Origin of the sequence: Paenibacillus plantiphilus (genome assembly GCF_927798095.1) — a bacterium.
In the GTDB taxonomy this organism is placed as follows: Bacteria; Bacillota; Bacilli; order Paenibacillales; family Paenibacillaceae; genus Paenibacillus_Z; species Paenibacillus_Z plantiphilus.
On record NZ_CAKMMF010000006.1, the window covers coordinates 190,889 to 203,537 of the forward strand.

At 43.9% G+C, this 12,649-nt stretch carries 13 protein-coding genes and 1 pseudogene; 2 read left to right on the forward strand and 12 right to left on the reverse strand.

All coding sequences use genetic code 11. The features are described 5' to 3' along the window. Positions 1-386 precede the first annotated feature (386 nt). Positions 387-569 carry a YvrJ family protein gene (locus L6H65_RS07395; protein ID WP_236339854.1) on the reverse strand — a complete coding sequence of 61 codons (183 nt, stop codon included), beginning with the start codon at positions 567-569 and terminating at the stop codon, positions 387-389. Between the two features lie 507 nt (positions 570-1,076). Here L6H65_RS07395 and L6H65_RS07400 point away from each other — a divergent pair. Beyond that, entirely contained in the window at positions 1,077-1,634 is a 558-nt protein-coding gene (locus L6H65_RS07400; protein ID WP_236339855.1) for a hypothetical protein, read from the forward strand. A 327-nt stretch (positions 1,635-1,961) separates the two neighbouring features. On the opposite strand, the gene L6H65_RS07405 is transcribed toward L6H65_RS07400, so the two are convergent. From L6H65_RS07405 to L6H65_RS07415, 3 genes are read right to left on the reverse strand one after another with little or no spacing between them, the layout of a single operon-like run. Further along, positions 1,962-2,381 (reverse strand): DUF1801 domain-containing protein, encoded by a 420-nt coding sequence (locus L6H65_RS07405; RefSeq protein WP_236339856.1) that lies wholly within the window; start codon positions 2,379-2,381, stop codon positions 1,962-1,964. 43 nt (positions 2,382-2,424) lie between these two features. Beyond that, the gene (locus L6H65_RS07410) at positions 2,425-2,931 is read right to left on the reverse strand and encodes a GyrI-like domain-containing protein (RefSeq protein WP_236339857.1); all 507 of its coding nucleotides are present in this window, start codon (positions 2,929-2,931) and stop codon (positions 2,425-2,427) included. Positions 2,932-2,990: 59 nt separating this feature from the next. Further along, positions 2,991-3,944 (reverse strand): helix-turn-helix transcriptional regulator, encoded by a 954-nt coding sequence (locus L6H65_RS07415; RefSeq protein ID WP_236339858.1) that lies wholly within the window; start codon positions 3,942-3,944, stop codon positions 2,991-2,993. 176 nt (positions 3,945-4,120) lie between these two features. On the opposite strand from L6H65_RS07415, the pseudogene L6H65_RS07420 reads away from it, so the two are divergent. After that, positions 4,121-4,294: pseudogene (locus L6H65_RS07420) on the forward strand (PD-(D/E)XK nuclease family transposase); the annotation flags it as partial. A 46-nt stretch (positions 4,295-4,340) separates the two neighbouring features. On the opposite strand, the gene L6H65_RS26895 reads toward L6H65_RS07420, so the two are convergent. The 8 genes from L6H65_RS26895 to L6H65_RS07455 all read right to left on the reverse strand — a co-directional run bounded on the left by L6H65_RS26895 (position 4,341) and on the right by L6H65_RS07455 (position 12,129). After that, complete coding sequence (locus L6H65_RS26895) at positions 4,341-4,526, reverse strand: tubby C-terminal domain-like protein (protein WP_443093982.1); 186 nt, start codon at positions 4,524-4,526, stop codon at positions 4,341-4,343. Further along, positions 4,462-4,692 carry a tubby C-terminal domain-like protein gene (locus L6H65_RS07425; RefSeq protein ID WP_236339859.1) on the reverse strand — a complete coding sequence of 77 codons (231 nt, stop codon included), beginning with the start codon at positions 4,690-4,692 and terminating at the stop codon, positions 4,462-4,464. Before L6H65_RS07425 ends, L6H65_RS26895 begins: the two co-directional genes overlap by 65 nt. 272 nt (positions 4,693-4,964) lie before the next feature. Continuing rightward, complete coding sequence (locus L6H65_RS07430; protein WP_236339860.1) at positions 4,965-5,372, reverse strand: hypothetical protein; 408 nt, start codon at positions 5,370-5,372, stop codon at positions 4,965-4,967. Between the two features lie 151 nt (positions 5,373-5,523). After that, positions 5,524-6,267: an SDR family NAD(P)-dependent oxidoreductase gene (locus L6H65_RS07435; protein ID WP_236339861.1), complete on the reverse strand. Its 744-nt coding sequence runs from the start codon at positions 6,265-6,267 to the stop codon at positions 5,524-5,526. 91 nt (positions 6,268-6,358) lie between these two features. Continuing rightward, positions 6,359-7,018 (reverse strand): TetR/AcrR family transcriptional regulator, encoded by a 660-nt coding sequence (locus tag L6H65_RS07440; protein ID WP_236339862.1) that lies wholly within the window; start codon positions 7,016-7,018, stop codon positions 6,359-6,361. Positions 7,019-7,705: 687 nt separating this feature from the next. Then, the gene (locus L6H65_RS07445) at positions 7,706-8,347 is read right to left on the reverse strand and encodes an HAD family hydrolase (protein ID WP_236339863.1); all 642 of its coding nucleotides are present in this window, start codon (positions 8,345-8,347) and stop codon (positions 7,706-7,708) included. A 51-nt stretch (positions 8,348-8,398) separates the two neighbouring features. Further along, complete coding sequence (locus tag L6H65_RS07450) at positions 8,399-8,926, reverse strand: hypothetical protein (protein WP_236339864.1); 528 nt, start codon at positions 8,924-8,926, stop codon at positions 8,399-8,401. Positions 8,927-9,636: 710 nt separating this feature from the next. Further along, a complete protein-coding gene (locus L6H65_RS07455; protein WP_307728312.1) occupies positions 9,637-12,129 on the reverse strand; it encodes a winged helix-turn-helix domain-containing protein in 2,493 nt (830 codons plus the stop codon). Positions 12,130-12,649 lie beyond the last annotated feature (520 nt).

Here is a 12,649-nt window from a genome sequence, read left to right on the forward strand (position 1 = left end):
AATCACAACCATAGAACCATCCTCCTTTTTAGCAATTTAAGGGAATACGCATTCATTATATTAACCCACCCATTTTATGTCAAGTATCAAACCTATTAAACAATTCACGCACACTCCCTTATTTGGTTGAAGAGCCATTGTGATCGTAAGCTTCAAATAAGACGGTGTATAGAATCAACTGCTAAACTTTGAGAGAATTTTGTTAGACTAGAGAACAGAGTAATTAGAAATCGAGTAGGTGGGGTGTTACATAGTTGGGGATACGAATAGATTATGTTCGATACATTGACCAAGGAAATGGCTATTGGGGGGAAGAATTTCTGGATGATTTGGAGGAAAAGTAGATTACTTATAAATACTATGTGTGATGACGCATAAGCCGGAGCTCATCGTTTGTCATTTTTCTTATCACTCTCTCCTGTCAATGCAATCTTGAACTCCTGCATCGTGTTTGTAAGGGAGTCGATCTTTTTTTCAAAGCGAAGCAACAAATACCCTGTCACAACAATGGGGAAACCGAAGTTTCCAATCAATGATGTAACCAAAGTAATAAATTGCGGTTGATCCATGTCTTTCACCTCCTCGTCCTAATAGGTACTTGGCATGAAGCATTACAGCTATCTCGCTATCCTTTGAAAGCGCTGAGTATGCGAGTGTAACAACGATTTTTTGTTTGGAAGTAAGGTTAGAAAAGCCCTCATACAAGCATTCATTGTTTAGCTGCTCTTGAAAAACAGTAGGATCTACGGTAACCTGCGGTAAATCATCACCACTGTAAACAAAAGACAGCATTTCACCAATCTCTGCCTCTTCCTCATCCGATATTTGTTTATTATAAATGGTAAGTTCCCGTTACTGAATCATCTCTATAATTTATAAAAAATGGGTATCGTTGCAACAAAACATCTTCGAATGCGTTTTATAAAGAGAGGGGGGGTTAACACACTCTAGGATGCTCTCTACGACAAAACCATTGAGTTATTATGATGGTTACCTCATCTTCCCTTCGAATTCCAGTATGGTTCAGATATATACATCATAATTTAATGAATGATCTAACCTACGGAGGAAATGTGATGAAGAGGACCAAAACTGCGATTGTTTTTTTATGCCTAATTTGTATCTCTATGATTCTATTCGGATGTAAGTCAGCTGAGGATTTGACTCAATCAACAAGTGAAGAAAAATCGGATTTACCGATTAATCAAATTGATAAGGGTTCAAGCCGGCCTGAAAGTCCAATACCTACAGCAACGATAAATGATCAACCGCCTCAGTACATCGATGAAAGTAAATATGAAGGCGATGAATTAGGGATCGTCAAGACATTAAACAACATGGTGAAAGCTTTATACGAGAAGGACATTGATGCACATAATTCATTCATTACAGGAGATATGACTCCGATTAAAGGGAAGCTTGATTTTAAAAAGCACTTTTTAAGTATCGATAAATTAGATTTCACGGTGAAACCTGACCTTACACCTCCTGATGGTGCTAAACCTGTTTGGGTAGAATATACAGAGAAGATCGATGGTTACGAAGCAATTGAAACAGATGCGCAGCTGTTTGTGTTTCAGTTTGAAGATAATGTTTGGAAATTACTTTATATAACTGATTCGTGGCGGTGGTAAGAATAAAATAAAAAAATGTTACTACTTAGGTCCACTTAAAGCTGAATTGTCCACGAAGAGCAGAAGTGAGAGAGGAAAGAACGGGAAGAAGGAATAAATATATCTATTCTCACTCTAAAGCCACATTTGTTATGGCTTCTTCGACAAGTGGGGGTACTTGGGAAGGGTAAGGAGCACTTTTTGGGCAAAATAAAAGCCCTCAGAAGAGGTCGTAATGTGCGGTAGTGGTGGAGAATAGGAGGCTCGAACCCCTGACCTCGTCGCTGCCAGTGATGCGCTCTGCCGCCATTGTCGGTTTCACTGCCCCAGAGGCTACTAGTCATGTGTTCATAAACCTAACATAGGGAGATGCTTCCGAGTATGGTAAGTGAGAGATGATGCAATACATTGCTTTAATTCATCTACGAATATGTCGTCGTCTTCCTTGAACACAATCGCTCGGTTTCCTTCAAAAATGAATGTATCACGGTAGAACTCCCTGAATGTCTCAACCAGTTTCGTGTTACAGTTAAAATACAGGGCATACTGACTTGGATTCGACTTTTTCCAACCCATTCTAAGGGTGCTCCCTGTTTTTGTAACATAACTGGGCTCACCCCATTTTAATGTCTCTTCCACGGAATCAACCCCATCAGTCTCGGAAGCCGTATCCAAAATGAGTTGACGGAGAAAAAACAGCTTCTTCTGAATATTTATCGGATATTGTTCAAATACAGCGGCTACCTTAGTATTTTCAATCTCACCCATACGGATCATCCCTTACTTTAACTTTCGTCAATGATACAGGCAGCTAGCATAAGGCAATATAAATTTCGGCTTGTCCATCGTTCGGGTCGATATGCGGATCATAATACTCAAAATCTCCGGAAAACGCCCGTTCATTGCCGGGTTGCTGCGACCATTCCCAAATATGGGACCATGCTCGCTGTACCACCTCTATAATCGGTCCCCGCTCTGTAACGAAAACCGCGTATTTTGCAGCAGGAACGATGAATGTCTTTATGCATTCGGGAAATTGTTCTTGCGGTGTTTCCTTAACGCGCACCCCGACCATGATTTCATACTGTCCAGCATCGCCTTCTTCATAGTTGTAGTAACAGCTATAATGGCCAGGTTGTTGTTGATATTCTCTCAATTGATCAACAATGTTGTCTGAATGGAATTGTTCAAAGAGCATGCCAATTTTTCCACTGCCGTTTAATTCGGCAGCATTTGTTGTGACTGCGCTTATGCCGGCTAACGTGAAAGAGGGAAATTGTTCGACACGGCTGGGCTCATTGCATTTTTGTTTCACCATGAATCACTCCTACGATTAGAATGAGTTTAGTATAAAACAACCAACTTGACAACTATCTGTCAGGTTGGTTTTTCTTTTCTATATTTTTTCGCAATTTGCTCAGCGCGATCAGCAATGATCTCCCGCAAATGTGGAGGCTCAAGCACCTCCACATGGTGACCCAAGCCGAGAATAAAGCGATACAACCATTCATTTTCCGGATATGCCTTCTTTACTAACCAACTGCCATCATCCACTGGACAAAGCGCCTCAATGCCAAACCATTCCTCCGCCAAATGACGAGCCTCAGCCTGGAAACACAGGGAGATTTGTGTCGCCCGAGAAGGTTCAGACGAGCTCGGGTCTGAAGTTCGCGCTTGTACCGGAAGTTCTCGGCTAGTAAACGTCTTCTCCGGGACGATTTCTAAATCTTTCATTCGCTTTAGCTTGAAAAGACGAAATTGCTCTTTCTCTAAGCAGTAGGCTTGCAGATACCATTGCTTTCCTTTCAGGATGAGCCTGTGCGGCTCTACGATCCTATGTGACATTTCACCATCGGCATTGGAATAGACGAATTCCGCTATGAGGCAGTAATCAACCGCTTTCTCTAACAGTTGCAGCTTGGGGCGAAGCTGTTCGTTGCCGTCCCAAGGCGAGTAGTCGATCAATACTCGACCTAACTTGCGCTGAAATGCTTCGGAGTCTGCGGGCGGGACAACGCTATGAATTTTCTCCATAAGCCGCTGATGCTTCTCGTTGCCGTAGGAGGAGGAAATGCTTCGAAGCGCGGTGACAATGGCAGCAAGCTCGTCGTTCGTCAGCATGTTGCGGTCCAAGCGGTATCCTTCCGCCAGCCCAATGCCGCCATTGGTTCCTTGGTAGGTGACGATGGGGATGCCAGCCCCATTGATAGTTTCGATGTCCCGATAAATCGTCCGTACGGAGACCTCAAACCGCTCCGCAAGTTCCTTAGCCTGCACCATTCGACGGTTCAGCAGCAGAATGATGATGGACAGGAGCCTTTCCAATTTCAACGCGAATCACCTCAGCCGCAGATTAGATTATGTTCCCCCTATACTAGAAGGGGGTTTGTCCATTTGTCAACTTGATGCATATATGCTAAAAAGGAAGGCCAGCACTAGGCTGACGAAGCTTATTCAACGAGGACTTTTAGCGGTAGATTCAGACGCCGTGCTCCTACTCTTGAAGTATTACCTTCGAAGCTTATTTCGTCTTCAAACGCATCTTCGGTAGCGAAGAGGACAAGGATATTCTGTTAGCTTTTCTCAACCGAACGTTTATGGAGGCTGGAGAGTCACCTCTGACTGAGATCACTTTAATGAACCCTTACAACGATAAGGATTCGCCGCGAGATAAACACTCTCAATCGTTACTCTGACAGCTAATATGGCTGCTGATCAGCCCGTTATTTATTTTGGAGAATGAAGATAAGTATGGAAGATACCTAGTAGAAGCAGTTCATGCTCAGAGAATGCAGGATCCACCAGCTTGAAATTAGCTTTAGCCGGAATTGACAGCGTCTCTTTCCACTCAGCCAACGTGTTCCCATCCAGAATGATTTTTCCCCAGTCCAACAACCAGTTTATCATTCGCATCTGTTATTCGATAATCGGCAAACATGGACCCTTCTGTCATGATGTCCAGCAATCTCATGAAGGGATTGGAATAAGTTCGTTCAATGTAGGCAACGACTTCTCCCTGATCATTGTGCACCTCGGATTTTTTTGTGGAATAGCGGTTATACATTCGATATGTATACAAATGGAATCCATCCTTTTAGGTTATAACCTTACATCGTCTATTAACATCAAAACAAACTACTCACGGAGACTGTACTATAAACAATATAAAAAAAGCAACTTTTTACATTAATAGGATGATAAGCTAATATAAATGACGCTTTGAAAAATTGACCCTCAACGCAAAAACACCTCCAAGTTGTCCCCACATTTTACGACATCGGGGCATTCTCTTGAAGGTGTTTTGATTTGTCTCACGATACGGGTCAGTCCCAGTCGGGGGCCGACATTAGCTTACACACGCTTTCCATACCATCTTTTCTCTATTTTAGCAAACTTTCCTCCTATATATGGAGGTGCTATGAGGCAGAGATCAATCAAAAAGCTCACAAAAAAAGGATAGCTTTCGGGATCGCCTATCGAAATTATGGATTGTGAAAACCTCAAAGTAAATAAAATTAGACCCAATATTAAAGCTTGATTCCATATGACACCTTCTCTAGTATGGCGTTGTGCGTAGTAACCCCCAATGATCATGCATAACGCAAAAAGAGCTAACACTATAAGATCCTCGTAATCATTATGCCATTCTTCCAATCCTGTAGCTTTCAATAGCACAAATGTGGATAAAACTAGAACGAAGCTTGAAAAAAACAACCCCATATAACCAATACACAATGCTTTCAGATCAAACCTCTTCATAACTTACCCCTTTTTATATGTATAATCATATATTTTACCATATTCAACTCTAATATAATTATAAATAAAATCTAGGTCAACTAATACTCTTTATGGGTTGTCGGGCTTCTCACCAATGAGTTCCAACCTCGCCGCGTCTGCAGCCTCCTTGTCAAACCGCCGTGTAACCACCGTCGACTAGCAGGCTTGTGCCTGTAATGAAAGAAGCATCGTCACTGGCCAGGAACAGAACGGCTTTGGCGACTTCTTCAGTTGTTCCCAGCCTGCCGATGGGATGCTGTCCAATGAGAACATTCACTATTCTCTCATCCAGCCCGCTAATAAGGTTCGTATGAATGTATCCCGGACATACTGCATTGACACGTATCCCTTTGGATGCATAAGCTACTGCCGTCGATTTCGTGAGCATCTCGACTCCGCCTTTGGATGCAGCATAAGCAGCAACTCTCGCTTTACCGACATGACTGTGGACCGATCCACAGTTTACAATCGTACCTCCATAACCTTGCATCAGCATTTGCTTGATAGCATGCTTATTGCACAGAAATACACCTGTCAGATTGACTTCAATCGTCCGCTCCCATACGTCCAAATCAACCTGGTCCGCAGGTCCGTCACTGGCTATTCCCGCACCCGCGAATAAACTGTCCACCCTGCCGTATCTTTGCACCGTCTGCTTGACCATTCGAATCACTTCTTCCTCTTTCGTTACATCCGTTCTCATATAGCAGGTCTCCAGCCCTCTTTCATTGAGCGCATCGGACACATCCTGCCCCTTCCCGGACAAGTCAGCAATAACGACTGAAGCTCCCTCCTCTGCGAACAATCTGGCTGTCGTTTCCCCGATCCCGCCGGCTCCGCCAGTTACAATAGCAACCTTGTTCTGAAATCTCATTGTCATCCATCTCCTTTTTGAAAATAAAGAATGTCACCATTTAAAACTAACTAGTTATTTATATTTTAGGAAAAAGGAAGGCCATCCTGCATTACAACAAGGACGGCTCCATAATTCCGCAAATAACAAACGTTACAATTTGATCTTTGTATTGTTCCTGTGACATCCACTTTGCTTTATCATCCAGCATATCATTGAGACGCTTGTAAGACTGCACGAACGGAATAACCATGTTCATCATAAGAATGGGAATCATCATCTCATCCAAATCCTTCCGAATAATTCCATTTCTCTTCGCGGCTTTCGCCAGCTCATACAAGAGAACATAATCATCGGGTGAATAAGAGATGAGCTTCCATGTCTTCCATTCCTCGGCTGATTCCCACAAGAAGATTTTCAAATAGCGGGGATTGTCCAATAAAAATTGATACGATATCCGAATAACTTCCTCCAGCAGCCGTCGAAATTTAACTGGATCGCTGGCAGTCGCCTCATCAGATAGCAACTCACCAGCCAACGCTTCAAAAATCTTATTGCCCAATTGGTCGGCCCTTTTAACGACCTCGGTGTAAAGCCCTAACTTATCTTTGAAATATTGATAAATCAAGCTTTTATTATAGCCGGCCAAATTGGCGATTGCATCGATGCGGGCTGCAGAATATCCTTGCTCGGCAAACAATTCCTCTGCGGCGTTAAGAATCAATTCCTTGGTTCTAGCCGCATCGTAAGTTTTCTTGCTTTTTTCTTTCATCGTTACAGAGCTCCAATCAAATATAACTAACTAGTTAGATTCTAAAGGCAGCCCGATTGTTTGTCAAGACAAGAAGCCCAAGCGTTATGCAAGCAAGTATGACCGTTACTGTCACATAGGCAACAATCTAAGCCTGCTTGTAGAAAACCTCAATAACTCGGGATACAATTTCGAGAAGACGGATCGCGCACAGGTCGCAGATTTTCACAAAATTATCCGAGTTGAGAAAACGGAGTTTTTTCAGTTCAGAGGATATTTCGAGGGTACTGATAAATATGTGGTATTCTCGGAAAGCAATTTTAGAAAAATATCGAAAATTGTAAAGGATCGCTCGAAGGAGTGATCCTTTACTTGACTCTTGTGAATTCTATCACCAAACCCATCTTTGATAAAGACTTTATTCTGAACATTTCACGCACTTATTTTAACATAGAGTAGATTCGGAGAAGAAAAAAATGATGCTATGGAGACACTATTTAATGAATACATTTCATACACAAAATTCCGAAAAGTAGTCTAACGAACCTTGCGAGAAGTCGGGACGGGTCACACTTTAATCAAACCCGACCATGCCGTGGTACCCAGAAGCCAAGCTCCACGGGCATTACGTAAGTCCGCGCCGCCCTTCACTTATAAAGTGAGTACGGGACACGCTGGCGAATGCTTTCTCAGGTTACATATGCTTTCTCAAGTTACATTCAGGATAATGTCCTTTAGTTCAATCAGAGTCTTGATTCGATAGTTGGCCTGTGAGAAGTCATGTGTTTTTGTGAAGTCGTTATGGACAATAGCACAGTCGATACCAGCCGCCACGGCTGAGCTCAACCCTCTGTTAGAATCCTCTACGACCAGGGTCTCTTCCTTGGTAGCTCCGAAGCGCTTTAGGCCGGTCAAGTATGGTTCCGGGTGCGGCTTGGTATGCTCGTAGTCTTCGCGAACAAGGACGAATTCCATGAATTTTCTAATCTGGCGCTTTTCATGAATAAGTTGAAAATCCGCACGTTTTGCAGTCGTCACGATGGCCATGCGGACGTACTTGGACAGTTCGGCTAGGGTTTCAACTACGCCTTCAATCTCTATGGCTTCTGTTCTTAGATATTCCTGATAATAGACGTTGCGGACCTCACGCTGCTTGCTGATGGTCTGTTCATCAATACCTGCCGCCCTAGCTTGGGACCAAGTGCCTAATGACTGGGTCATGTCGCGGAGGTATTGATCTTTATTCAATGTAAATCCAATGTCAGCCAGAGCGCGTTCTCCCGCTTTGTAATACCAGAATTCAGTATCAACCAGTACACCATCATGATCGAAGAGTATGTACTTTTTCATTTTTTCGTTCTCCTTTGTCAGCTGCGGCAACCATGCGTGCCATCGCTCTTATTATTCGAGAGGCGCTTCCGCCTCTCTTTTCTTCATATAGTCAACAATCCTGCTATGGAGATTTTCTAGCCTGTCAACACCCCATTCAGGCGGTAATACAACAGGATTAATGTTTAACTTCCGTAGTTGGTTTAATCGCTTGCTGAATTTGTCTGCATTTCCTTCTCTGTAAATTTTCTTAGCTTGCCATACTCCTCCTGAATGGTCGATCAGCTTTATGAGCCTTTCCAGAGCCATTCTCTTAGATTGATCAGTGACGTTCTTACGAATAAGCTGTATCGCTGTATCCAAAGTGTAATAATCGCCATTTCCTACAATTAACTTATAGAAATATTCTATTTCCTTCTCGTAACGCTTCTGTGAAAGCACTTGAGCCACGCTGGCTTCTTCATTCCTCACTTGTGTTTCAAATCTTAGAATTCCTTTTGTACACGAGAAATCCTGCATAATCTTCCGTGGCTTTTTCTCTTGCTTACTCAGCAAGGTTTCATACCGATTGTACCAATTTATCGTTTTATTAGCGCTCATCAAATATACATTTGTTGTCGAGTTCCAATACTTCACAGTTTGTTCGCAAGCTAAAACATAATCAGGTATTTTGCCTTTTTTGAATAATACCAGGTATTGTGATACTAAGTTATCTCTAAATCCTTCATAATAAAGTCAAATCGCTGGGCCACATGACAAAAATCATGTAATGCTGTCAAGGAATAGTAACCATTTGGATCGATCAGGAGTTGCGGTCTGAGTCGCACCTCAAGTTGTCGATACCCCCATTGATTTTTTCTTAATCTGATTTCTTGAAGTCCGTACTTTGCTAAGCCATATGTAATTTGGGCATTCTTATCTCGTTTATCTCTAATAATTCATCCTCAACTTACTGACCGCCTTTCATCGGAGCATTTAGAACGGAGTAAAAGTAAATCACCCTGCCTCCAAAGAGCCAGGGCGATTATTTGTGATCGAGAAAAATAATGGTCTGAGCGGAATCCACTCGCTTTGCAAAAGATGAAATATCACCAAAAAAATCCTTACTGTGACCAAACGTGTGACCACACCCTCAATTCATAACTATCTAGGCATAGAAAAAAGCCTTTAAACACTCGGAAATCCTTGTGTTTAAAGGCTTTTTAAATTATGGAGCCTGGGGGGATCGAACCCCTGACCTCATCGCTGCCAGCGATGCGCTCTCCCGCCGTTACCGGTTTCACATCATCTTTCTCTGCTGCTCATCCTATCTATTTAATAAGACCTAGATTGCGAGCGAGCGCAACTGCTTCTGTCCTCCTACGAACGTGCAGTTTGTCAAAAATATTCCGGTTGTAACCTTTCACCGTGCTAAGTGCAAGAAACAACTCTTTAGCAATTTCTTCGTTCGAATATCCTTGGTAAATGAGCAGCAAAATTTCCAATTCGCGCTTGCTTAATGGCTCAACGAGCACACGCGATGACTTGGTACGCCGCAACTTCGTCGGATATTCAGCTAACAACATCGCTGTGTGTTCCGACATAATACCGCACAACTGTGCTTCATCCAACAGACGAGCCATGGGCTCGCCCAGATCCAAGAAGCTTCTGATATACCGCTCAGGCGCTGCCAATGATAATGCTTCGGAGAATGGCACGAGTGCGTCACTCACCTCACCCATTACTACAGAAGTGACGGACTGTAATAGCAACGCCCGTATTCGGTCCTCAGGCATAAGATCTTCCGCTAAGTCCACCCCAGCAGACAGATTGCCTTCCATGAACATCATCTTCATCCGCACATCATCAATTAATGGAATCAGGTTCTCGCGCCTGAGTGTGTGAGCATCTTTCTCCAACCTGTTCAGCATTTCGGAGACACCATGCTTATCTCCCCGTGCTAGCCGTATTTGCACAAGGAATAACTCTCCTGCCATCACTCTGTCCGATGACTCTACTTGTTGCGCTAATCTGAGCATATGGCGGCCATAGCCTTCCGCAATCTCAAGTTCATTCCACTCATAGTAGATGCGTCCTAATCCCAGATACGCTTCGCATGCAACTGGAAGTGGCGGATTGCCTGCTAATGTAATGACCCGTTTGTAAGTATCTCTAGCAAGGCTAAGACGGGAGTTCACTTCATAAATCTGACCGAGTCCGAGTGTTGACAGGACGGCAATGAGCTGGTGACCAATGGCTTCGCTAGAAGCTATTGCTTCTCTATATGCCCGTTCGGCTTCGATGCGATCCTTCTTTAATCCATATCCATATCCCAGTGCCCATGTCGTAGCGGTTCTTACTGGTAGATTACGCGCATCCAGAAGATCTAGCGCGCGGCGGGATTCGATCATGATCGTATCCGCATCATGACGTGTTACAGCCAGCGAAGCTCGTATCGAGGCAATATGCCCGACTAAGTCTCGAATTCCCTCTTCTTGTTGATCATAGTGCTGTAGGGCAGCTTCGGCAGCCATCAATTTCTCATCAACGGCGGGCAATCGACCGACTGTCAGTAACACGGAGGCATAGATCACCCATAGAGCAGGCCTCTTATCGAACAATTCTGCCGGCTGAGACTTCAACCAGGACCAAACAGGAAAAGCAGCTCCGCGAAAATGTAGCGGCATGCCATTGCCTTCAATGAGTCTAGCAGCACGATCGACATCACCTCCAGCGGAAGCATGCTGAAGCGCATCCGTCTCCAGTCCATTGTCTTCGTACCAGATACTGGCTCTTCGATGCAGTTCCTCTGGCGAATTGTTTGACGTCAGCCGCTTACGAAGCGACTCACGGAAAAGATGATGATAACGATACCAATTCCGATCATTGTCCAACGGGATTACAAACAAATTGCTTCGCTCTAATACTTCTAATAATTCACTTCCGTTGTTCATACCTGTGACCGCATCACAAAGCGGACCGCAAAACCGATCAAGAATTGAGGTCTGCAGCAAAAATCGTTGAATGGCATCTGACTGCTTCTGCAAAACCTCTTCTAATAAGTAATCCAACACGTAGCGGTGACTGCCGTTAAAGGAACCGACGAACCCCTCGACATCCGCATGGTCTTGCATCGATATCCCCGCCAGTTGGAGGCCTGCAATCCACCCTTCGGTACGCGTTTCCAGCGTTTCGATCATTCCAGACGACAAGTGCAGCCCCATTACATCTATTAAGAAGTTGGACGCCTCGGATAATAGAAACCGCAAGTCGTTAACGCGAATTTCGTTCAGTTGGTCTCGGACTCTCAATTGGGACAAAGGTAGATGCGGTTCTTCTCGAGTGATAAGGACGACATGCATATGGGAGGGTATTCGGTCTAACAGAAAGGCTACATGGTTATGAATCGCCTCTTCACGAATTATGTGATAATCATCGATAACTAGTATTAATGAAGCGGGGAACATCTCGATTTCATTGAGAAGAATCGTCAGGAGCGGTTCCATCAAAGGCCTTTCCGACGATCGTAGCAAGCCGAACAAGCCCTCCCCGATTGGGACCCCGGCTTGCTTCAATGCTGCTGTTAGGTACGCGATAAATTGGAAGGTATCATTGTCTCCCTCATCTATGGATAACCAAGCAATCGGTATTGAAAGCCCCGACAGCCATTCGCACACTACTGTTGTCTTCCCAAAGCCGGCAGCAGCAGATACCAACGTCAGCTTACGATGCCTGCCTCCTTCCATCCGAGAGGTTAAACGCGGACGCAGCACCATTGTCGGACGAAGGGGAGGCATATATAGTTTTGTGGATATTATCTCCATGTTCATACTTCCATTATAGCAAACCCTACTTAAGTATCTACATACTTCTTTTCCTTCAAGTTAAAATTTGGGCTAATAGGTGTGCATACGTCAACCGTGTGACTTACATTCATTTATGGTAAGGAGTTGCTCATAATGGTCCAGGTTTCATTGCTTCGTCTTTATATACTGAGAGCGTTGTATCTTTTTGTTGTCTTGGGTCTGGCTGTCATGGTGTGGCCTGGTGTCATCTTTCGAGAAGAACCAATGGAACTCATGGAAAGCGCGGTCAATTCCATGTTGGCAGCTTACTGGTTACTTTGCATCTTAGGATTGCGGTATCCTCTGCAGATGTTGCCGATCCTTCTATGGGAATTAGTGTGGAAATCCCTTTGGCTAATTGTTGTTGCGGTCCCTCAATGGGCAACTGGCGTTATGGACGAATCAACTTGGGAGGTTGCATTTTCTTGTTTGATGGTTGTCATTTTCCCTTTCATTATCCCTTGGCGATATGTGTTTTTGATCTACGTGAAGAGACGTG

Bases quoted from the DNA above. Each gene is read 5' to 3' on its own strand.
- L6H65_RS07395 (WP_236339854.1), bottom strand. From the start codon at position 569: ATGGATCAACCGCAATTTATTACTTTGGTTACATCATTGATTGGAAAC.
- L6H65_RS07410 (WP_236339857.1), bottom strand. From the start codon at position 2,931: ATGGTGAAACAAAAATGCAATGAGCCCAGCCGTGTCGAACAATTTCCC.
- L6H65_RS07435 (WP_236339861.1), bottom strand. From the start codon at position 6,267: ATGAGATTTCAGAACAAGGTTGCTATTGTAACTGGCGGAGCCGGCGGG.
- L6H65_RS26895 (WP_443093982.1), bottom strand. From the start codon at position 4,526: ATGCGAATGATAAACTGGTTGTTGGACTGGGGAAAAATCATTCTGGAT.
- L6H65_RS07430 (WP_236339860.1), bottom strand. From the start codon at position 5,372: ATGAAGAGGTTTGATCTGAAAGCATTGTGTATTGGTTATATGGGGTTG.
- L6H65_RS07450 (WP_236339864.1), bottom strand. From the start codon at position 8,926: ATGAGCGCTAATAAAACGATAAATTGGTACAATCGGTATGAAACCTTG.
- L6H65_RS07440 (WP_236339862.1), bottom strand. From the start codon at position 7,018: ATGAAAGAAAAAAGCAAGAAAACTTACGATGCGGCTAGAACCAAGGAA.
- L6H65_RS07455 (WP_307728312.1), bottom strand. From the start codon at position 12,129: ATGGAGATAATATCCACAAAACTATATATGCCTCCCCTTCGTCCGACA.
- L6H65_RS07405 (WP_236339856.1), bottom strand. From the start codon at position 2,381: ATGGGTGAGATTGAAAATACTAAGGTAGCCGCTGTATTTGAACAATAT.
- L6H65_RS07400 (WP_236339855.1), top strand. From the start codon at position 1,077: ATGAAGAGGACCAAAACTGCGATTGTTTTTTTATGCCTAATTTGTATC.
- L6H65_RS07445 (WP_236339863.1), bottom strand. From the start codon at position 8,347: ATGAAAAAGTACATACTCTTCGATCATGATGGTGTACTGGTTGATACT.